This is a genomic window from Sorangium sp. So ce185 (genome assembly GCF_051526825.1).
GTDB classification, from domain to species: Bacteria; Myxococcota_A; Polyangia; order Polyangiales; family Polyangiaceae; genus Sorangium; species Sorangium cellulosum_D.
Window position 1 is genome coordinate 12,370,231 of the sequence record NZ_CP150316.1, and the last position, 21,309, is coordinate 12,391,539.

17 protein-coding genes are annotated in these 21,309 nt (G+C 71.8%); 11 read left to right on the plus strand and 6 right to left on the minus strand.

Annotated features, from left to right (window positions below; all coding sequences use genetic code 11):
* The first annotated feature begins 197 nt into the window (after window positions 1-197).
* Window positions 198-656: an N-acetyltransferase family protein gene (locus WMF26_RS45645; RefSeq protein WP_437997832.1), complete on the plus strand. Its 459-nt coding sequence runs from the start codon at window positions 198-200 to the stop codon at window positions 654-656.
* A gap of 126 nt (window positions 657-782) precedes the next feature.
* Window positions 783-1,646 (plus strand): alpha/beta fold hydrolase, encoded by an 864-nt coding sequence (locus WMF26_RS45650; RefSeq protein WP_437997833.1) that lies wholly within the window; start codon window positions 783-785, stop codon window positions 1,644-1,646.
* Between the two features lie 123 nt (window positions 1,647-1,769).
* Here the strand turns inward: WMF26_RS45650 and WMF26_RS45655 are convergent, their stop codons facing one another.
* Window positions 1,770-2,456 carry an RNA polymerase sigma factor gene (locus WMF26_RS45655; RefSeq protein ID WP_437997834.1) on the minus strand — a complete coding sequence of 229 codons (687 nt, stop codon included), beginning with the start codon at window positions 2,454-2,456 and terminating at the stop codon, window positions 1,770-1,772.
* A 599-nt stretch (window positions 2,457-3,055) separates the two neighbouring features.
* Between WMF26_RS45655 and WMF26_RS45660 the strand changes: the two genes are divergently transcribed.
* Window positions 3,056-5,002 (plus strand): YgiQ family radical SAM protein, encoded by a 1,947-nt coding sequence (locus WMF26_RS45660; protein WP_437997835.1) that lies wholly within the window; start codon window positions 3,056-3,058, stop codon window positions 5,000-5,002.
* Window positions 4,977-6,209 carry an aminotransferase class V-fold PLP-dependent enzyme gene (locus WMF26_RS45665; RefSeq protein ID WP_437997836.1) on the plus strand — a complete coding sequence of 411 codons (1,233 nt, stop codon included), beginning with the start codon at window positions 4,977-4,979 and terminating at the stop codon, window positions 6,207-6,209. Before WMF26_RS45660 ends, WMF26_RS45665 begins: the two co-directional genes overlap by 26 nt.
* A gap of 214 nt (window positions 6,210-6,423) precedes the next feature.
* On the opposite strand, the gene WMF26_RS45670 is transcribed toward WMF26_RS45665, so the two are convergent.
* From WMF26_RS45670 to WMF26_RS45680, 3 genes are all read right to left on the minus strand, one after another.
* Complete coding sequence (locus WMF26_RS45670; protein ID WP_437997837.1) at window positions 6,424-7,398, minus strand: aminoglycoside phosphotransferase family protein; 975 nt, start codon at window positions 7,396-7,398, stop codon at window positions 6,424-6,426.
* 64 nt (window positions 7,399-7,462) lie between these two features.
* Complete coding sequence (locus tag WMF26_RS45675) at window positions 7,463-8,044, minus strand: hypothetical protein (protein ID WP_437334300.1); 582 nt, start codon at window positions 8,042-8,044, stop codon at window positions 7,463-7,465.
* Between the two features lie 117 nt (window positions 8,045-8,161).
* Window positions 8,162-9,043, minus strand: coding sequence for a hypothetical protein (locus WMF26_RS45680; protein ID WP_437997838.1), 882 nt, complete (start codon window positions 9,041-9,043; stop codon window positions 8,162-8,164).
* Between the two features lie 92 nt (window positions 9,044-9,135).
* On the opposite strand from WMF26_RS45680, the gene WMF26_RS45685 reads away from it, so the two are divergent.
* The 4 genes from WMF26_RS45685 (at window position 9,136) to WMF26_RS45700 (ending at window position 15,531) form a co-directional block, all read left to right on the plus strand.
* Entirely contained in the window at window positions 9,136-11,001 is a 1,866-nt protein-coding gene (locus tag WMF26_RS45685; RefSeq protein WP_437997839.1) for a bifunctional homocysteine S-methyltransferase/methylenetetrahydrofolate reductase, read from the plus strand.
* 120 nt (window positions 11,002-11,121) lie between these two features.
* A complete protein-coding gene (locus WMF26_RS45690) occupies window positions 11,122-13,743 on the plus strand; it encodes a M1 family aminopeptidase (RefSeq protein WP_437997840.1) in 2,622 nt (873 codons plus the stop codon).
* A 44-nt stretch (window positions 13,744-13,787) separates the two neighbouring features.
* Complete coding sequence (locus tag WMF26_RS45695) at window positions 13,788-14,576, plus strand: enoyl-CoA hydratase-related protein (protein ID WP_437997841.1); 789 nt, start codon at window positions 13,788-13,790, stop codon at window positions 14,574-14,576.
* 79 nt (window positions 14,577-14,655) lie between these two features.
* On the plus strand, window positions 14,656-15,531 hold the full coding sequence (locus tag WMF26_RS45700; protein WP_437952346.1) for a hypothetical protein: 876 nt from the start codon (window positions 14,656-14,658) through the stop codon (window positions 15,529-15,531).
* Between the two features lie 107 nt (window positions 15,532-15,638).
* On the opposite strand, the gene WMF26_RS45705 is transcribed toward WMF26_RS45700, so the two are convergent.
* On the minus strand, window positions 15,639-16,796 hold the full coding sequence (locus WMF26_RS45705; RefSeq protein ID WP_437997842.1) for an FAD:protein FMN transferase: 1,158 nt from the start codon (window positions 16,794-16,796) through the stop codon (window positions 15,639-15,641).
* A gap of 139 nt (window positions 16,797-16,935) precedes the next feature.
* Here WMF26_RS45705 and WMF26_RS45710 point away from each other — a divergent pair, with 139 nt between their 5' ends.
* Window positions 16,936-18,123, plus strand: coding sequence for a M20 family metallopeptidase (locus tag WMF26_RS45710; RefSeq protein WP_437997843.1), 1,188 nt, complete (start codon window positions 16,936-16,938; stop codon window positions 18,121-18,123).
* Between the two features lie 7 nt (window positions 18,124-18,130).
* On the opposite strand, the gene WMF26_RS45715 is transcribed toward WMF26_RS45710, so the two are convergent.
* On the minus strand, window positions 18,131-18,715 hold the full coding sequence (locus tag WMF26_RS45715) for a hypothetical protein (RefSeq protein ID WP_437997844.1): 585 nt from the start codon (window positions 18,713-18,715) through the stop codon (window positions 18,131-18,133).
* 251 nt (window positions 18,716-18,966) lie between these two features.
* Here WMF26_RS45715 and hemE point away from each other — a divergent pair, with 251 nt between their 5' ends.
* Complete coding sequence (hemE, locus tag WMF26_RS45720; RefSeq protein ID WP_437528900.1) at window positions 18,967-20,016, plus strand: uroporphyrinogen decarboxylase; 1,050 nt, start codon at window positions 18,967-18,969, stop codon at window positions 20,014-20,016.
* Between the two features lie 45 nt (window positions 20,017-20,061).
* Window positions 20,062-20,841 carry a class II glutamine amidotransferase gene (locus WMF26_RS45725; protein ID WP_437569627.1) on the plus strand — a complete coding sequence of 260 codons (780 nt, stop codon included), beginning with the start codon at window positions 20,062-20,064 and terminating at the stop codon, window positions 20,839-20,841.
* The last annotated feature ends 468 nt before the right edge of the window (window positions 20,842-21,309 follow it).

Genomic DNA, 21,309 nt, shown 5'->3' on the forward strand with positions numbered 1-21,309 from the left:
GCGCTGCGCAGCATCTGGGCCTTGAGGCGCAGCGCCAATCCGTGGGACTCTCCGTGGGGGAGGTCACAGATGCGACGGTCTGGACAGACCTGGCCCGGCGGCTTCGGTCGACCCATCGACGAATCGTTGTGCAGACCGATGCAGGTCACCGAGTCGTTCGGCGTGGGCAGCTCGCCACCAGCAGTTGAGGGATTCACGTGATCAGCTTGCGGGCCTTGACGTCTGACGATTGGGCCACCTGGCGCGACGTCCGGCTGCGCGCGCTCGCGGACGCTCCCCATGCTTTCGGCTCGACGCTCGAGGAATGGGAAAACGCATCCGAGGAGCGCTGGCGCGCGCGCCTTGCGCTGCCTGGTTCCCACAACCTCGTGGCCTACGTCGACGGCGAGCCGGTCGGCATGGCCACAGGCGCGCCTTTCGGAGGCACCTACGAGCTGATCAGCATGTGGGTAGCGCCGGAGGTGCGCGGCCGGGGCGTCGGAGACGCGCTGGTCGAGGAGATCCTGCGGTGGGCACGCGAGCAGGGCGCACGTGAGCTCCGCCTCGACGTGAAGGAGCAGAACCTCAGCGCCATCTCGTTGTACGTCCGCCACGGATTCATCGACGTGGGTCCGTCTCGCGAATCGGGCGAGCGAGCCATGATGAAGCGTGTGTGAGTCGATGATCGATCTGGCGGCCGCGTCCAGCGACGGCTACACAAAGCGCGGGTGCACGGAAGTGCATGTCACCATCTGCCGGCGAGGCGCGTCAGGCATCTGAAGGCGTCGAAGGAGTCAGGTGCGATGAGAGAACCGGAACGGGTGAGGTTTGAGATTGAAGGTGCCGAAGTGGCGGTCCGCCTGGCAGGCGATCGGGAGAAGCCGGCGCTCCTTCTGATCCACGGTTTTCCAAGCTCCTCGGAGTCGTTTCGGAACGTGATCGGCACTCTCGCACGGGACTGCTTCGTGATCGCTCCGGACCTTCCGGGGTTCGGAGGCTCCGAGCCGATCGAGCGGCCCTCATTCTCGCGTTTCGCCGACATCATCGACGCATTGCTCGCGCGGCTCGGGGCCGAGTCCTTCCACCTCTACCTCCACGATTTTGGAGCGCCGGTGGGGCTTCATCTCGCCACGCGCGCGCCGCGCAAGATACGCAGCCTCATCGTCCAGAACGCCAATGCCCATGAGAGCGGGATGGGGCCGCAATGGTCGGCGACCAGAGCCTATTGGGACGATCCCACGCCCGAGCGGGAAGCTGAGGCGACCGCGCACCTGACCCTCGAAGGGACGCGCGACCAATACGTTGGCGGCGTGCCCCGGGACATCGCGGAGCGCATCGATGCCCGGCTGTGGGAGGAGGACTGGCGCATCATGTCGCTCCCCGGCCGGCTCGAGACGCAGCGCGCGCTGGTGCTCGACTATCGCAGCCATTTCGCGCGGTTCGGGGAGATCGCCGATTATCTCGGTCGCTGGCAACCCCCGGCGCTGATGGTATGGGGTCGGCACGATGTCTTCTTCGGCCTCGAAGAGACCCTCTCCTGGATGAAGGCGCTCCCGCGCATGGAGGCGCACGTCCTCGACGGTCCGCATTTTCTGCTCGAGACCCATCCGGCCGAATGCGCCGCGTTGATGAGCGCCTTCATCAGGCGCACGGAGGGACTGCGGTAGAGACGAGCACGGGAGACGAGAGACGAGCACGACTGACGGATGACACGCCTGTAGGCGGAGCTGCCCCCCGCGAGGATCCCTCCGCGCCCGGGACCCCCGCAGCCGCCGCGCCCGAGCACCGCGCTACTCGCGCCGCGGCGGGGCCGGCCGGCGCCGCGTCGCCGCCTCGGTGGCGAACGGCCGCTCGCCGAGGCGCAGCGCGCTCCGCTGCTCGGGCGCCAGCCGCTTCACCGCCGCCCGGAAGTCCTCCCGGGCCAGCCGGAGGCGGTTCTGGGCCGTGTTCTCGTTGATCTGGAGCTCCCGGGAGATCTCCACGACCGGGATGTCGAGCATGTCGTGCATCACCAGCATGACGCGCCGCTGCGGGACGAGGCTCGCGAGCAGCAGGTCGATCACCTCGGCCCGCTCCGTCGCTTCCACCCGCAGCTCCAGGCGAGGGCGCTGGTCGACCCCGGCGAAGATCGCGCTGCTCTGCAGGCCCGCCGGGATCTCGCGGCGCCGGAACGCCCGCTGCCGGTAGTGGGTCACCTGCCGCCACGCGAACCCGTAGAGCCACCGGTACACCGGGTCCCACGCCCGCCGCGCCCGCAGCTTGCTCACGTAGGGGAGGACCGCGCTGAACGGCACCGGCTCGCCGCCGGGGACCTCATCCTCGTCGCTCAACCCCAGGGCGGCGCGCAGCAGGCGGCTCGCGTCGAAGCTGCCCAGACGGCGGTAGGCAGCCATGAGGATGTCGTGCAGGACGTCCTCGAGATCGTCGGCGTCCACGCCATAGCTGCGGAGGGTCCTGCGAAGGAAGGGAGCCCCCACCTCGTACACCACAGCGAAGCTGCGTTGTTTGGCGCGGAGGGCATCATCGGGTTGAGATTCCACATATAAGTTTTACGAACCCTCTTTCCGAGTCATTTGGGATCCCGCCCCCTCGACGCAAAAACCCCGTGTTTTCCCGCTTATTTTTGTGAGCTGCGCGCGACTTCCACCGAGCGACTCCCGCCCGCCCCGGCGCGCCAGCCCTCATGTCGCATCCGGAAATTCGATGCTTGGCCATCCGATTTCGTGATCAGCTGGCGGATGTCGCGCAATTTGCGCGTTTTGGCCGGGAAAATGCGGGCCGCGCCCGCCGGCGCCCCCCCCCGCCCGCCGGCCTCGGACGCGCCCTCGCGCCTTCCAGCTCCTCGGCGGCGAGCGCCGCCTGCCGGGCTCGACGGCCGATCCCCCAGCGCCCCACCCCGCCGGCGCCCGCAGCGCCGCTCCGCAGCGCTGCCCCGCAGGCGCCCCGCGGACGCGCCCGCGCCCCCGGCTCGCCCCCCGGGCCCGCCCGCAGCCGCGGAAGCCCCGTGGCGGCCCGCCAGCGCCGCCCGGGCCGCCCCCTTGCCGACCGCTCCCCCGGCCCGTAGGGTGACGGCGCCGTGCCCCTCCTCCAGCTCCGCCGCAGCGCCGGCGCCGCCCCCCGCGACCTCACCGCCTTCCTGCCGACGACCCGGGAGGAGATGCGCGCGCGGGGCTGGGACGCGCTCGACATCCTGATCGTCAACGGCGACGCCTACGTCGACCACCCCGCGTTCGGCGCGGCGATCATCGGCCGCTTCCTCGAGGGCCGCGGCTTCCGTGTCGGAATCATCTCCCAGCCCCGCTACCAGGACCCGAGCGACCTGCTGCGGATGGGCGTCCCCCGGCTCATGGTCGGGGTCACCGCCGGCAACCTCGACTCGATGCTGAACAAGCTCACCGCCCAGAAGAAGGTCCGCAGCGAGGACCAGTACTCGCCGGGCGGGCAGGTGGGCCTCCGCCCCAACCGGGCCTCCATCGTCTACGCCAACCTCTGCCGGCAAGCGTTCCCGGGCGTCCCCATCGTCCTCGGCGGCATCGAGGCGTCCCTCCGCCGCATCGCCCACTACGACTACTGGTCCGACCAGGTCCGCCGCTCGGTCCTGCTCGACGCCAAGGCCGACCTGCTCATCTACGGCATGGGCGAGAAGGCCGTCTGGGAAGTCGCCGACCGCCTCCGCCGCGGCGAGCCCGTCCGCTCGATCCGCGACGTCCGCGGCACCGCCCTCCCCCTGCGCAAGGGCGAATGGGAGCAGATCGAAGGCTCACGTTACGTCTCGGACGGAAAAACCGTGATCCTTCCCAGCTACGAAGAGGTGGCGGCGGATCGGCGCGCGTTCGCGGAAATGTCGCGGGCGTTCCAATTCGAGACGAACCCCGGCAATGCGCGCCCGCTGCTCCAGCCGCACGGCGCCGAGGCGGTGTACTTCAACCCGCCCGCCTTCCCGCTGGAGACGGGGCAGATGGACGCGCTCTACGACCTGCCGTTCACGCGGGTGCCGCACTGGTCGTACGACGCGCCGATCCCGGCGTACGAGACGGTGAAGCACTCGGTCGTCACGATGCGGGGCTGCTTCGGCGGCTGCACGTTCTGCTCGATCACCGAGCACGAGGGCCGGGTGATCCAGTCGCGCTCGGCGGAGAGCATCCTGCGCGAGGTGCGGGCGCTCCGGCGCATGGACGGCTTCCGCGGCGTGCTCAGCGATCTCGGCGGGCCGACCGCGAACATGTACCAGATGCGCTGCAAGGACGAGGCGATCGAGAACGCCTGCCGGCGGCTCTCGTGCGTCCACCCCGAGATCTGCGAGAACCTGAACACCGACCACGGCCCGCTGCTCCAGCTGATGAAGGCGGTGCGCGAGGAGGAAGGGGTCAAGAAGGTCTTCATCGCCTCCGGCGTGCGCTACGACCTCGCCGAGCGGTCGCCCGAGTTCATCGAGGAGCTCGCCGCGCACCACACGGGCGGCCAGCTCTCGGTCGCCCCCGAGCACAACAAGAAGGACGTGCTCGACAAGATGAAGAAGCCGGGCATCGAGAGCTACGAGCGCTTCGCCGAGCAGTTCCGGTGCGCGAGCGAGGAGGCGGGGAAGAACCAGTTCCTCGTGCCCTACTTCATCTCGGGGCACCCCGGCTCGACGCTCCGCGACATGGTCGACCTCGCCGTGTACCTGAAGAGGAACGGGATGCGGCCGCGCCAGGTGCAGGACTTCATCCCGACGCCGATGTCGATGGCCGCGTGCATGTACCACACCGGGATCGACCCGCTCACGCGCGAGCCGGTGTACACGGCGAAGGACCTGCGCGAGAAGAAGCTCCAGAAGGCGCTCTTGCTCTACTGGGACCCGGCGCACCACGACGAGGCGCGCGAGGCCTTGATCAAGGCGGGCCGCGGTGATCTCATCGGGACGAAGCCGCACTGCCTCGTGCCGCCGGCGGCCGGCAAGGGCGCGCCGCCGCGCTACCTCGCCAAGGTCCGCGGGGAGCGCCGGGGGAAGCCAGCCGATGCGACACACCGCCGAAATCGATAACGATCGGGCCTTCGCCGCAAAGCTCGGCGACCGCAGCCTGTTCCCGCACCTCGCGCCGCTCGTCTACGTGAACCACGCGGGCATCTCGCCGCCGTCGCGGCCGGTGCGCCTCGCGGTGATGGCGCTGCTCGACGACTACGCCGCGCAGGGGGCGGCCGCGTTCCCGACGTGGAGCGCGCAGCGGCTCCGCCTGCGGGAGAAGCTCGGCCGGCTGGTCGGGGCGGAGGCGCCGGCCGACGAGATCGCGCTGGTCCAGAGCACGACGCGCGGGCTCACCGACATCGCCCTGTGCTTCCCCTGGCGGCCGCGCGACCGGGTGATCCTCTTCGAGGGGGAGTTCCCGGCGAACGTGACCCCGTGGCAGCGTGCGGCCGAGCTCTTCGGCCTGGAGACCGTCTTCCTGCCGCTCGGCGGCTTCGCGGACGGCAGCGGCTCGGGCCTGGCCCGGCTCGAGGACGAGCTCCGGCGCGGCGCGCGGCTCGTCGCGGTGAGCGCGGTGCAGTTCCAGACGGGGCTCCGGATGCCGCTCGCCGCGATCGGCGCGCTCTGCCGCGCGCACGGCGCCGAGCTGTGCGTGGACGCCGTGCAGGCGGTCGGCGCGACGCCGGTGGACGTCGGGGCGGCCGGGGCCGATTACCTCGCGTGCGGCGGCCACAAGTGGATGATGGGGCTGGAGGGCACGGGCTTTCTGTACATCCGCCGCGAGCGCCTGCAGGCGCTCCGGCCGTCGGTGGCGGGCTGGCTGAGCCACGAGGACGGCGTGAGCTTCCTGTTCCAGGGCCCGGGCAAGCTCCGGTACGACCGGCCGATCCGGCAGCGCGCCGACTACGTGGAGGGGGGCAACCTCAACGCCGCGGGCTACGCGGGGCTCGAGGCGGCGGTGGACCTGATCCTGCAGATCGGGGTCGAGCGGATCCACGAGCACGCGAACCGCTTCCTCGATCCGCTCGAGGAGGCGCTGCGGGAGCGCGGCTGGGAGAGCCTCCGACCGGCGGATCCGGCGCTGCGGGCGTGCTCGCTCGGGGTGAGGCCGCCGGGCGGCGCCTCGGTGGTGGAGCTCTACCGCGAGCTCACCCGCCTCGGGATCGCCTGCGCGATCCCGGACGGCGTGGTGCGCTTCTCGCCGCACTGGCCGAACGCGCTGGACGAGTGGGAGCAGGTGCTGCTCTCGGCGGACGAGGCGCTCGCGCGGGTGCGGAAGGGGTGATTCCAGACTCATATTTTTCGAACTTGCCGATCTGGAATGCCACGCAGAGACACAGGGGTTGTCGCCCCATCTTCTTCGGCCAACTCGTCCCCTTCGGCGCCGACGGTGACGGTGCGCTGTCTTCGAGTAGAGAGGGCTATGCGATCGGCTTGAGTCTTTGTGACTTGCCCGCGCGGGTGGGCGGCGGTCAGCGCGCGCCGCGGCCCCGCGAAGGCTACGCCATGCGCTGCCAGTAGGGCTCCGTGTTCAGAAGATCCACGGCCCACCTGTAGTGACCATCCTGCCGCAAGCCGTCCGCGCCGGCATACAGGTCACACGACATGAGCGCATAGGCCATCGCGTATCGATGGAGCTTTCCCTCTGCATCCGCGCCCACCCTGCGCAACGCGACGGCGATCAGCTCGTCACGCACCGAAGATCTCTCGGGCCCAACCATGTCGAAGAGCATGCATGCGAGGGAGACATCGACCAAGGGGTCACCGAACATGGTGAAGCTCCCGAAGTCGATGACGCCGGCCACCCTCTCGGCGTCGCTCATCAGCACATTCCCCGGGAAGAAGTCCCCGTGCACGACGCGCAGCGGACCGTCGTACCGCTGGCCGAGGTAGAGCTCGCGGAGCCGGGCCTGCTTCGCGGAGAGATCGACCACGTCCGCCTCCAGCGACGCGCGGTGCCGCTCGATCTTGACCTCGGCGAGGCGGTAGACGAACTCGTACCAACCCTGCGCCCGCACGCTGCTCGTCCCGGACTCGTCGAGCAGGAGGTATCGCGACACGCCGTGAGGTGCCTCGATGTCCGCCAGCGCCACGGCCGCATCGATATACCGCTCGCGCGCCCTGAGCGCGTCCCCGGCACCGAGCGCAGGGAGCAGCTCGGAGAGCGGCTTCCCCTCGATCCGGCGCTCCGTCACGGCCAGGAGCCCTCGGACGGGCGTGATGTCGTAGATCCGGGGGAGCGCGAACGGCAGCCCCTCGCCGCGCAGCGAATCGTAGAACCTCCTCAGCGCCTCGATCGCGCAGGCCCGGCCGGGATCCGGATACAGCTTGAGGACGCGCTCGTCGGTCAAACCGTAGACCTCTGCCTCGGTCCCGCTCGCGATCCAGGCGCCTCGCTCGACGCCGAGCTCGCGCAGCGCTGCGTCTCTCGCCGCTGGATCGATCGAAGAAGCGTCCGCGCGGCTCAGCTCCACGAGGGCCCCCTCCTGCCGCCGCAGACGGCTCGCCCTCGAGCATCGCGGCGCGGCCGCGCCCCGCTCACCGCGCCCGCTCGTAGTCGAGCGCCGCCTTCTCCACGACGTCCCAGTCCCGCGCCGCCCGCTCGGCCTCGGCCACGAGGTCCGCCGTGAAGAGCGTGAGCCCCCAGATGCCGTTGTCCCGCCGCCGGAACGGGTACCGCGTGCCGCGCGCCGTCTCGACGGTGGCCCGCTCGCCCGTCACCTCCACCTTCGCGATGCCGGACAGGTCGCGCCGGAGCCGCGCGACGAACCCCTGCTTCGCGGCGATGTCGACCCACACGTCCGCCCCGTCCTCGGCCATCGCGTGCGCGCGGTACTGCTCGAGCAGGCGCGCGCGCTCCGGCTCCGGGTAGCTCGCCTCGATCCGCTCGAACGCCTTCCGCCGGTAGTCCCGGATCGTGTAGGCCGCGTGCTGCGCCCGGTCCTCGAGGTACGGGAAGCACGCGCGCGGGTCGCTCGCGCCGATGTTGTACGCGATGCGGAGATACGCGCCTTCGGGCGTCGTGTCCGGCGGAAACTGGTTGAGCTTGCGGAGGAGGAGGACGACCGCCAAAAGAGCGACGGCGGCGGCGCCCCAGGCGATGGCGCGGCGACGGGTCATGTTCGAGCCTCCATGCGTGCGAGGGGCCCGGGCGAGCCCGAAGGCGGCGCCGCCCTGCCCGACACGGCACCTGCGCCTCTCCGGTTCATCCCTCGCTCGGTCGAGCCGCCCGGCGCGCTAGTCGATGTGCCCGCCGAACTGCAGGTAGAGCGACGTCACTCTCCGCCGGTCGAACGCAGGCCCGAGCGGCTCGTCCAGCGCGAGGAGCAGGCCGGCCCGCATGAAGAAGGTCTTCTGGCTGTCGTACACGAAATACGGCAGCAGCGAGACCTGCCCCTGGTCGTTGTAGACCGAGGACGGGACCCACACGGTCTGGAGCGCCACGCCGCCGCCGAAGCCGGCGCGGCTCTGGAACTCCGGCTCGACCTTCGCCTGGAACACCACGTCGAGATCGTCCGAATCGTCGATGAAGCCGCGCCGGCCGCGGTCCTGCAGCGGGACGAAGAACGTGAGATCGCCCCCCGCCCGGAGCACGAAGGAGCGGCCGAAGCGGTACTCGATGCCGCCGAGCCCGCCGATCGGGAGCGCGTCGGCCGCCCAGAGGTGCAGATCGTAATAGGCCATCGCCGCCGACGCGTAGGCCGTGGCCCAGCGCCAGTCGTAGTCGTCGACCACGCCGAGCGGCAGCGCGGCGCGGCCGCCCGCGTACCACGTCAGCTTGCCGTCGATGTCCGCGTAGTAGAGCGTGAACGTCGGGTTGCCGAGCCCCGCGCGCGACTGACCGTCGCGCAGGTCCTCCAAATCCCCCGGGCCGTTCAGGGAGAGGGCCAGCGGGAACTTGAGGTTGATGAACAGGTCGGGCGTCGGCTCGAACTGGAGGAACGGGACGACGGCGGTCGACGCGCCGAGATCACGGGCGCTCCACAGGTAGAGGTCCACGCCCGCGTCCGAGCGGTGCACCGGCGGATGCCAGGCGTGCGCCGGCGAGGAGGCGGCGAGGAGCGGAGCAGCGGCGGAGACCGCCAGGGCAAATGCGCGAAGCCATTGGAGCGTGCTCATCTCGCGATCTGCCTACCGAGATCCTGGCCGCGACGTCAACCGCGTCGCGCCCCCCCTTCCTGAGAAGCCGGCGCGCCCCTACGATGCGCCCCATGTCCCGCACGAGACCAGAGGCCCCGTTCCTCGACGCGATCCGGCGCTCGATCCTCGTGTTCGACGGCGCGATGGGCTCGCTGCTCTACGAGCGCGGGGTGTTCGTCACGCAGAATTTCGAGCAGCTCAACGTCACGCGCCCCGACCTCGTGAAGCGGGTCCACGCCGACTACGTCGCCGCGGGCGCGAACGTCATCGAGACGAACACCTTCGGCGCGAACAGGTTCCGCCTCGAGCGGTACGGGCTCGTCAACGAGGTGCGCAACTTCAACCTCGCGGGCGCGCGCATCGCGCGCGAGATCGCGGGCGGCGACGCGTACGTGGCCGGCTCGATCGGCCCGACCGGGCTCGTGCCCGGCGTGGCCAAGCGCGACGACCTCGCCGCGGCGGCCGCCACCTTCGCCGAGCAGGCGGGCGCGCTCGCCGAGGGGGGCGCGGACCTCCTGGTCCTCGAGACATTCCGCCACCTCGACGAGATCAAGCTCGCCATCGAGGCGGCGCGGCAGGCCGCGCCGGGGCTGCCGGTGCTCGCGTCGATGACGTTCGACACGAGCGGCGTCGTGGCCGACGGCAGCGAGCCGGAGCGCGTCGCCCGGACGCTGCGGGACTGGGGCGTCGACCTGCTCGGCGTCAACTGCGGCGACGGCCCGCAGCTGTCGCTCGCCATGGCGGAGCGGATGGCGACCGCGGGGCTCCCGCTCTGCGTGCAGCCGAACGCGGGCCTGCCCCGCACGGTCGACGGCCGCCTGCTCTACATGGCGACGCCCGAGTACTTCGACGTCTTCGCCCGCCGCATGATCCAGGCGGGCGCGGCGATGATCGGCGGCTGCTGCGGCACCACGCCGGAGCACGTCAAGTGGATGGCCAAGTCGGCCCGCATGCTCCGCGGCAGCGCCGTGCCCGAGGTCACCTCGCGCCCGCACGTCACGATGGACGCGCCCACGGGGAGCGAGCCCACGCCGCTCGGCGAGCGGAGCCCCCTCGCGGCGAAGATCGCCGCGGGCAAGTTCGTGGTCTCGGTCGAGGTGAACCCGGCGCCGGGCCTCAGCCCCGAGAGCGCGCTCAGCGCGGCGAAGATGCTCATCGACAACGGCGTCGACGTCGTGAACGTCGCCGACGGCCCGCGCGCCACCGCGCGGATGACGAACCTCGCCTTCTGCTCGCTCCTGGTCCAGCGCTACGGCATCGAGCCGATCCTGCACGTCTGCGGCCGCGACCGGAACCTCATCGGCCAGATGGCGCACCTGCTCGGCGCCCACGCGATCGGCATCAAGAACCTCGTCATCATCACGGGCGATCCGCCGAAGGTCGGCGACTACCCGGAGGCGACGGCGGTCTACGACCTCGACTCGATCGGGCTGCTCCACATGGCGAGCACGATGAACCGCGGCCTCGACCCGGCCGGCAAGCCGATCCCGGGCGGCAAGACGTCGTTCCTGCTCGCCACCGGGCTCGAGCCCGGCGCCCCGGACCTCGACAAGGAGCTCGCGCGCCTGGAGCGCAAGCGCGCCGCGGGGGCCGACATCATCATGACGCAGCCGATCTTCCACCAGGATCTCCTCGAGAAGGTGCTGCGGCGCATCGAGCACCTGGGGATGCCGGTGCTCGTCGGCGTGCTCCCGCTCGTGAGCTACAAGAACGCCGAGTTCCTCCACAACGAGGTCCCTGGCATGCAGATCCCGGAGGAGATCCGCGAGCGCATGCGCAAGGTGCCGGCCGGCCCCGAGGCCCGCAAGGAGGGGGTGAAGATCGCCCGCGAGATGCTCTTCTCGGTGCGCGACCGGGTGCAGGGCGCCTACCTGATGCCGCCGCTCGGCAAGTACGAGCTCGCGCTCGAGGTGCTCGACGGCCTCAAGACGAGCTGAGCCGCCCGGCCGCCCGCTCCGGCGCATGCGTTCTTGCTTGCAGCGCCGGGCGCGGCGCGGGGAAACTCGGCCGAGATGCCCCTAGAGTACCGGCTTCATTCGCGCTGCGCCTGCGGTTCCGTGCTCTCGTCGTCCGAGTTCGCGGTCGCCTCCCGTCCCTTCGCGCTCGCCGGGACGAAGCGCGTCTACGAGCGCTCGCGCCCGTTCACGGTCCGGCACATCGCCCTCGATCTCGCGCTCGACGTCGCGGAGCGCTCGATCCGCGGCGCCGCGCGGCTCGACGTGGTCCGCGTCGATCCGGCGGCGCGCGAGATCGCGCTCGACGCCGTCGGCTTCGATCTGGAGTCGGTCGAGATCAGCGCCGGCGCGGGGCGCGCGGCGAAGCCCCGGCGCGGCGCGGGCAAGGCGGCGAGCGGCGCGTTCCAGCCGGCCGAGCACACGTACGACGGCGAGACGCTCCGCGTGGCCGTGCCGCTCGACGAGGCCGAGGCGTCGATCCTGGTCCGGTACCGGGCCACGCCGCGGCGGGGGCTCTACTTCCTCCAGCCGGACGAGCACGTCCCCGACCGCCCGCGCCAGGTCTGGACGCAGTGCCAGGACGAGGACGCGCGCCACGTCTTCCCCTGCATCGACAAGCCCCACGTCAAGCAGACGACCGAGCTCCGGGCGGAGGTGCCGCCGGGCTGGTACTGCCTGTCGAACGGCGAGCTCGAGAGCGACGCGAAATCGCAGAAGGCGGGCGTCTTCCACTACCGGCTGGACGAGCCTCACCCGAGCTACCTGTTCACGCTGGTCGCGGGCGAGTTCGCGCGCATCGACGACGCGGCGCTCGACGTCCCGCTCGCGTACTTCGTGCCGAAGGGGCGCGAGGAGGACGGCCGCCGCACGTTCGCGCGCACGCCGGACATGATCCGTCACTTCAGCGAGAAGCTCGGCGTCAAGTATCCTTTCCGCCGCTACGCGCAGGTGGTGGTGAGCGACTTCATCTTCGGGGGGATGGAGAACACGACCGCCACGACGATGTACGAGCACATCCTGCTCGACGAGCGGGCGGCGCTCGACATCTCGTCGGACGATCTCATCGCCCACGAGCTCGCGCACCAGTGGTTCGGCGATCTCGTGACGTGCCGCGACTGGTCGCACGGCTGGCTCAACGAGGGGTTCGCGACCTTCATGGAGCACGTCTATCGGGAGCACCACCTCGGCGCCGACGAGTACGATCACGGCCTGAAGGCCGATCTCGACGCGTACCTGGGCGAGGCGCGGGGGCGCTACCGGCGGCCGATCGTCTGTCAGGACTACGACGCGCCGCTCGACGTCTTCGATCGGCACCTCTACGAGAAGGGCGGGCTCGTGCTGCACCTGCTCCGCCGCGAGCTCGGGGACGCGCTGTTCTGGCGCGGGGTGAGCGCCTACCTGTCGCGCCACGCGCGCGGGGTCGTGGAGACGCGGGATCTCGCCCGCGCGCTCGAGGAGGTGAGCGGCAAGTCGCTGGAGCGCTTCTTCGAGCAGTGGGTGTTCCGCGCCGGGCACCCCGAGCTCGACGTGAAGATCGAGCTCGAGGGCGACGAGTGCACCGTGACCGTGAAGCAGACGCAGGCGGCCGGGCAGCACCCCAGCCGGGAGCACGCGCTCCAGCCGGACGCCGCGACGCCGCCGGCGTTCGCGTTCGACCTGGTGCTCGATTTCGGCTTCGCGGACGGCAAGGGCTCGAGCGTGCGCCGCGAGGTGCGGCGCGTGGACCAGCAGGCGCACACCTTCGTCATCCCGCTCCCGCGGCGCCCTCGCTTCGTGGTGGTGGATCCGGACCTCCGGATCCTGGGCGAGGTCAAGGTCGACGCGCCGGCCGATCTGCTGCGGGCGCAGCTCGCCCACGCGCCGACGGCGCGCGGCCGCATGCTCGCCGCGAAGCCGCTCTCGCGGCGCGACGACCCGCCGACGACGCGGGCGCTCGGGCAGTCGCTCGCCGACGCGAACGAGTTCTGGGGGGTGCGCGCCGCCGCCGCGGGCGCGCTCGGCGCGCTGCAGTCGAGCGCGGCGTTCGCGCTCCTCGAGGCGAGCGCGGGCGCGGAGCACCCGAAGGTGCGGCGGGCGGTCGCGAGCGCGCTCGGCAACTTCCGGTCGGCCAAGGCGGCGGAGCTCCTCGGCAAGCTCGCCCTGCGCGACGCGAGCTACCTGGTCCAGGCGGAGGCGGCGCGGGCGCTCGGGGCCACGCGGCAGAGCTCGGGGTTCGACACGCTGATCGACCTGCTCGACCGCCCCTCGTGGGGCGAGGTCATCCGCTGCGGCGTGATCGACGGGCTGGCCAACCTGCGCGACGAGCGCGCCGTGCCGCACCTGACGGCCCGGACGCGCTACGGCGTCCCGACGCGGGGCCGCCGGGCGGCGATCCTGGCGCTGCCGAAGCTCTCGAGCGATCGGCGGACGCGCGAGCTCCTCGAGGAGCTCCTCGATCAGCCGGATCCGTACCTCCGGGTCGACGTCGCGCGCGCGCTCGGCGATCTCGGCGACGGCCGGTCGCGCGGCGCGCTCCTGCGGCAGCTCGACCGCGATCTCGACGGCCGGGTGCGGCGGCGGATCCGCGAGGTGCTCCGCGATCTCGGCGGGGCGGGCAAGCGCGAGCTGGACCGGCTGCGGGACGAGCTCGAGGCGCTGCGGCGCGACAACGCGGAGATCCGGGCGCGGCTGGGCAAGCTCGAGGCGGCGGGGAACAAGGCCAAGAAGGCGGCCGACGCCAAGTGAGCGAGCCCCTTTGCCGCGCCGCTTCGGTCGGCTAGGGAGGCTCCATGTCGGACGCCTCTCCCGTGAAGCTCGACCGGCGCGGCGCGGTCGCGGTGCTCACCATCGATCGGGCGGATCGCCGCAACGCGCTCTCGCGCGACGCGCTGCTCGCCTTCGGTCGGCTCGGGCGCGAGCTCGTGGACGACCCGGCGGTGCGGGCGATCGTGATCACGGGCGCCGGGGACAAGGCGTTCTGCGCCGGCGCCGATCTCAAGGAGCGGCAGGGCATGAGCCCGGACGACGTCCGCCGGCAGGTGGGGCTGTACCGGACGGAGCTCGGGGTGCTCGCGCGGAGCCCGAAGCCGGTGATCGCCGCGATCAACGGGGTCGCGTTCGGCGGCGGGCTGGAGCTCGCGCTGATCTGCGATCTCCGGGTGGCGGCGCCGCACGCCGAGCTCGCGCTGCCGGAGACGTCGCTCGGCATCATCCCGGGCGCGGGCGGCACGCAGCGGCTGCCGCGGGTCGTCGGCGAGGCGCGCGCGAAGGAGATGATCCTGCTCGGCCGGAGGCTCGCCGCGGCCGAGGCGCTCGCCTGGGGGCTCGTGAACCGGGTGTCGCCCGAGGGGACGCCGGTGGTCGACGACGCGATCGCGTGGATCGAGCCGATCGCGAGCGGCGCGCCCATCGCGCAGGCGGCGGCGCTCCGGGCGATCGAGGACGGCTACGACGTGCCGCTGGATCTCGGGCTCGAGGTCGAGCGGGTGCACTACGACGAGACGCTGCGCAGCGAGGATCGGCTCGAGGCGCTGCGCGCGTTCGCCGAGAAGCGGAAGCCGGTGTACCGGGGGCGGTGACGGCGCGCGCCTCGCCCGCCGCTGCGCGCCGGCTGGGCGGCGAGGCACGTGCGGCCGCCGTCGTGCTAGCTTTGTCTTCATGGATCCAAAGCCGCGCGGCGCCGCGCTCCTGCTCGCCCCGGCCGCCCGAGGCGGCGCGGCGGCCAGGCTCCCGCCCGCAGAGCCGCCGCGGGCGCGTTTCCCGGCCGTGGACGAGCACCTCGTGGCGCCGGAGGTGACGCGCGACGAGCTGATCCGCGGGCGCAAGGTCGTCGCCGCGCCGGCGCTGGAGCCGCACGCCGAGCAGCAGGTGCGGCTCGATTTCCTGATCGCGCCGCACCTCCAGCCCGGCTACATCGGCGCGGCCGACCTCATCACCCGCGTCAACGAGGGTTCGGATTTCGCCACCGATCTGTCCATCCGCAAGGCGGGGCTCGATCCGACGACGGGGCGCCGGTACCTGGAGGAGCTCTCGTTCGAGATCGTCAACGAGCAATCGATGCACGACGTGCGCGAGAAGGCCGAAGATCTCGTCGCCCGGGGCGTGCGCCGCGTCTTCGCCATCTTCGTGAAGCGCGACGGGGTCGCCGAGTGGTCGGCGGCCGAGGGGCGGTTCGTGCCGCTCGCGCCCGACGCGGTGATCGAGGATCCGTGCCTGGTCCGTCCGGTCCCCGTCCGCGCGTTGCTCGACGGCGCGGCGGCCGAGCGCGAGGTCGTCCGCGCGCTGGAGCGCAAGGGCAACCCGGAGATCGAGGCCATCAAGGCGCGCGAGCGCCAGGCAGCGCTCGACGAGGGGCGGCGCGCGGGGCTCGACGAGGGCCAGCGCGCCGTGCTGCTGCGCCAGCTCCGGGCGCGGTTCGGGGACGTGCCCGAGGCGCGGCGGGAGCAGGTCCTCGCTGCGTCCGGGGAGCGGCTCGCGGGTTGGGCCGAGCGGATCCTGACGGCCACGACGCTCGACGAGCTCTTCGAGGGCTGACGCTCTCCTCCCTCGGCGCCCGCCGCGACGGGCGCCTCGCAGCATCGTGCACGGCGCTGCCGCGCGCCCTCGCCGCCCGCCGGGGGGAGCGCCGGCGGCGCCCCGCCCTACAGCCCGTCCGTCGGCGGCCGGAGCACCTCGACCTTCCCTTCCAGCCGCTTCGACACCCATACCTTGTTGTTGCGGTCGACGATCACCGCCCCGCAGTCCTCGATCGCCTCGACGAGCGCGAGCCCCTTCTCGGCTCCCAGGATGAACACCGCGTCGTCGACGGCGTCGGCGGTCAGCGCGTCCCTCGCCCAGATGGTCACGCTCCGGCTCTCGGTCGCCGGGAAGCCGGTCCGCGGATCGATGATGTGGTGATAGCGCCTGCCCTCCTTGATGAAGCTCCGCTCGTAGTCGCCCGCCGTCGAGAACGCGCGGTCCTCGACCTCGATCATCGCGAAGTAGTCGTTCGGTCCCTTGCCGCGCGGGTCCCGCACGCCCGCCCTCCATCGCGAGCCGTCCGGCTTCTTCCCGGCGATGTACAGATCGCCGCCGGCCTGCACGAAGAACGACGTCAGCCCCTCCCCGCGCAGCACCCGCGCCGCGGCGTCGACGGCGTAGCCCTTCGCGATCCCGCCGAGGCTCATCCGCATCCCCGGCCGCGCGAGCATCACCGTGCGCTGCGCGCGATCGATCCGGATCTGCTTGTAATCGATGAGCGCCCGCGCCCGCTCGACGTCGTCCCTCCGCGGCACGTTGTCGTCGATGTCCTCGTCGAACTTCCAGAGCCCGTGCATCGCCTCGAAGGTGACGTCGAAGACCCCGCCGGAGCGCTCGCTGATCCAGAGGCTCTTCTCGATCACGTCGAGCGACTCCGGGCTCACCGGGGCGGCGCTCTTCCCGGCGGCCGCGTTGACCCGCGACAGCTCGCTGTCCGGCCGCCACGTCGTCATCAGCCCCTCGAGCCTGCGGATCTCGGCGATCGCCTTCTCCAGCCTGGCCCGGATCGCCGCCTCATCCATCGCCGCGCTCGCGTAGGCGGCGAGGAGCAGGTTCGTCCCCATCGCCCTCGCCTCGACCGCGACGCGGGCGGGCTCTGCCCGCGCCGCCGCGCGCGCGTCCGGCGCGGACGCCGCGCTCGAGGCGGCGGGCGGGGCCTCCTTGCGCGCGCGCGGGGCGTCACACCCGGCGAGCGCGGGCGGCGCGAGCAGCGCCGCGAGGCCGAGGAGGAGCGAAGAGCAGCGCACGAGGAGGAGCGAAGAGCAGCGCAGCCTTTGCATTCGAGGATCCTGACTCCGTGGAGAGCGTGAGGGCGCGCCGGCCTCGCCGCCCGTCGCGGCCGGACGCCGGCGGAGCTCTACCGCAGGCGCCACCATGGCCCAGGCGAGCCGCGCGGATCCAGGGTAGTATCGCCCGCCCATGAGCCTCGACCCGAGCCGCATCCAGCGCGACATCGACGACCTCTCCCCGGAGCTCCGCGAGATCGCCGCGCGCATCCACGCGAACCCCGAGCTCCGGTTCCAGGAGCACAAGGCCGCGGCGTGGATCGCCGAGGCCGTCGAGAAGAAGGGCATCCAGGTCGAGCGCGGGCTCGCCGGCATGCCCACCTCGCTGCGCGCGCGCATCGGGCAGGGCCAGGGGCCCCACCTCGCCATCCTCGCCGAGTACGACGCCCTCCCGGAGATCGGCCACGCCTGCGGGCACAACCTGATCGCGGCGGGCGCGCTCGGCGCGTTCCTCGCCCTGGCCCGGCAGAAGGACGCCGTGGCCGGCACCATCGATCTGGTCGGGACGCCCGCCGAGGAGGGGGGCGGCGGCAAGATCCGGCTGCTCGAGGCCGGCGCCTTCGAGGGCGTCGACGCCGCGATGATGTTCCACCCGTTCGACCGCGACCTGCTCGCCCACGACACGCTGGCCAGCACCTGGCTCGAGCTCCAGTTCCACGGCAAGCCGTCGCACGCCGCGCTCGCGCCGTGGGACGGGAACAGCGCGCTCACGGCCTGCCTCGACACCTTCCGGCTGATCGACGGCCAGCGCGTCCACTTCCGCGATGGCGTCCGGGTGCACGGGTTCATCAAGAACGGCGGCCAGGCGGTCAACATCATCCCGGAGCTCGCGGTGGCCGAGTTCTCGGTCCGCGCCCTCGACACCGAGGAGCTCGCCCGCGTGCGGGCGATCGTCGAGCGCTGCGCCCGCGGCGCGGCCGTGGCGAGCGGGGTGGAGCTCACGCTCGTCGACCAGGGCGGCTACAAGAACATGGTCAACAACCGGAAGATGGCGCGCCGCTTCGGCGAGCACCTGCGCGCCCTCGGCCGCTCGCCGCTCGAGATGGACCCCGCCGTCGGCACCGGCTCGACCGACATGGGCGACGTGTCCCACGCGCTCCCCGCCATCCACCCCTGGATCGCGATCTGCGGCAAGGGCGAGACGACCTGCCACCAGCACGCGTTCGCCGCCAAGGCCGCGAGCCCCGGCGGTCAGGACTCGATGCTGATCGCCGCCAAGGCGATGGCGATGACGTGCGCCGATCTCCTGCTCGATCCCGAGCTGCGCAAGGGCGTGCGCGAGGAGTTCGCGCAGCGGAAGGCCGGCGCGAGCGCGGCCTAGGCCTGGGTCAGCCGTCGTCCTGGAGGGGGTTGCCGAGGTCGTCCACGAGCCCGGTCCCCCCCTCGATCGGGATCGCCCGCGCCAGGGCCACCCGCTCCAGCATCACGGACAGCGCGATCTTGTCTCCCACGTCCGGCAGCCAGGTGCGGGACCCGTCCCAGAGATCCAGCCGGATGTTGCTCGACGGCTTGCCTCGCTGGACCGCGCCCGCGCCGCCGGCGCCCGCCTGCGCCGAGGGCACCGACATGCGATCGATCTGCGACCAGGCGAAGCGCCGCACGCGCGGCAGCCCGAACCCGAGCAGCTCGCGCAGCTCGATCCCGTCCGGGTGCACGATCACGCCGCGCATCTGCTCCCGCAGCACCATCGCGAGCGCGCTCACGCACAGGATGATGGCGCACACGCTCGACGGGACGAGCCGGTGGCGATCCCCCTCCACGACGTACTGGAAGATCCGGGAGCTCGAAGGAGCGTTCTGGCCATAGAAGATCACCGCCGAGACGGTGAGGGCGAAGGCAAGGTAAAGCAGCGCCGGGATGCGCTCCTTCATCGGCGGCCCGAACGCGATGCGCTTCTCGGGCCTGTACGTCATGTCAAAGCCGGGAGGTCTGGAAGGACGCGCCATAGATTCGTAGTCTACACGGCGGACGACGCGGCGCTTGGGTCCCCCCCTCAGCCCGCTCGCCGCGGGTCGACCGCCGCGCTTCCAAAAATCCATGGTCCGGCGTTCCCGGAAAACCACGGCCCGGCGCTCCCAGAAACCCATTGCCGGGAGATGGCTGAACGGACATGAAGGATCGCCCCGAGGGCGCCTCCTCGGGCCCATCCTGGAGTTTTCCATCCATGCACGACCGCTTCCTGCGCGCCTGCCGGCGTGAGCCGACCGATGTGACGCCCGTATGGTTCATGCGCCAGGCGGGCCGGTACATGGCCGAGTACCGGGAGCTCAGGAAGAAATACACGCTGCTCGAGATCTGCAAGACGCCCGAGCTCGCGCTCGAGGTGACCCTCCAGCCGCTGCGGCTCGGGATGGACGCGGCGATCCTCTTCGCCGACATCCTCTTGCCGCTCGAGCCGATGGGCGCCCCCTTCGAGTTCGCGAAGGGCGAGGGCCCGGTCATCCACGAGCCGGTGCGCGACCGGGCCGGCATCGAGCGGCTCCGCGTGTTCGAGCCCGAAGAGGGCCTCGGTTACGTGCTCGACGCCGTGCGCCTCATCCGCAAGGAGCTGGACGGCAAGACGCCGCTCATCGGCTTCGCCGGCGCGCCGTTCACCATGGCGAGCTACCTCGTCGAGGGGGGCAAATCGAGCGATTACCGGCTCACGAAGCAGCTGATGTGGAGCGATCCCGAGGCGTGGTCGGCGCTGATGGGCAAGATCTCCGAGGTCGTCCGCCGCCTGCTGCGCGCGCAGGTCGCCGCCGGCGCGCAGGCCGTGCAGCTGTTCGACTCGTGGGTCGGCTCGCTCTCGATCGACGACTACCGCGAGCACGTGCAGCCGCACGTGCGCCACATCCTGCGCGACCTCGAGGCGACGGGCGTCCCGGTCATCCACTTCGGCACGAACACCGGGGCGCTCCTCGAGGCGCAGCGCGACGCCGGCGGCACGGTGATCGGCGTCGACTGGCGCACGCCGCTCGACAAGGCGTGGCAGCGCATCGGTCACGACCGCGCCGTGCAGGGCAACCTCGATCCGCTGCTGCTCTGCGCGCCGCGCGCCGTCGCCGAGCGCCGCGCGCGGGCGGTGCTCGCCGAGGCCGGCGGGCGCGCGGGCCACATCTTCAACCTCGGCCACGGCATCATCCCGGAGACGCCGGTCGACACGGTCAAGGCGGTGATCGATCTCGTCCACTCCATCCCGCGCGCGTCGCTGCAGGGCGAGCCCGATCGTTGACGCTGCGCCTCACCCCTCCCGGGGTGATATGGTGCCGCCGCGAGCATGTGCGAGCTCCTCGGGATGGAGTGCAACGTCCCCACCGACATCGTCTTTTCGTTCAACGGCCTCCGGCACCGGGGCGGCCGCACCGGACCGCACGCCGACGGGTGGGGCCTCGCGTTCTTCGAGGGGCGCGCCGCGCGCGTCTTCCTCGACCCGAGCCCCGCGTGCGATAGCCCGCTGGCGCGGTTCCTCGGCGAGACCCCGATCAAGACGCTGCTCGCGATCGGCCACATCCGGCGCCGCACCCGCGGCGACGTCCTGCTCGCCAACACGCACCCCTTCGTGCGCGAGCTCTGGGGACGCCACTGGGTCTTCGCGCACAACGGCACGCTGCGCCGCGTCCGGCGCCGCGCGCTGGGCCGCTTCAACCCCATCGGCACGACCGACAGCGAGCACGCGTTCTGCTACCTGCTGGAGGGGCTCCGGAGCGCGTTCCCCGGCTACCCGCGCCGGCCCAGCGAGCTGTGGGCCGCGGTCGCGGCGCTCGGCGGGGAGCTCGGCCTGGACGGCACGTTCAACTTCCTGCTCGGCGACGGGCGCCACCTCTTCGCCCGCTGCGGGACCCGGCTCTGCTACATCGTCCGCAAAGCCCCGTTCGGCGTCGCCACGCTCGTGGACGATGACGTCCGCGTCGACTTCTCCGCCGTCACGACCCCGAAGGATCGCGTCGCCGTGGTCGCGACGACCCCGCTCACCGCCAACGAGGCCTGGACCCATGGGCGGCCGGGCGAGCTCTGGGTCTTCGACGGCGGCGAGCTGCGCGCGACGCTCCGGTCGTGAACGACGGCGGCCGGCTCCCGGCCCCACCCGCCCAGCAGGGCTCGGGTCGTCAATACCCTCCTTGCAGCCGAGGTCGGTTTCTCGGCACCTGCTCCGGCTGGGCCCGTTGTTGGCTTTCGAGGCAAACGGTTCCAGCAGCGACGGAGCATGGATGCTTGGCGAGGAACGCGCTGCTCCGGGAATCATCCCAGGAGGAAATACGCGACAGCGCCGGGGGTGGAGATGGCCACGGAGCAGCCTGAAATGAAAAACGCCGCGACGGACCTGGGGGGGGAAGGTCTCCGCCGCGACGCAGGTCTACTCTACGCACCCCGTGTGCCAAGTCAACCAACCGGCGCTGCCCGGAAGAGGGCCGCGCGCTGGCGGTCGCGGCGCGCGCCGCGCTCGGTTCGGTTCCGTTCGGTTCTGTTCAGTTCCGCTCAGCTCCGCTCAGTTCCGCTCGTTCCGCTCAGTTCAGCGTTGTGATGC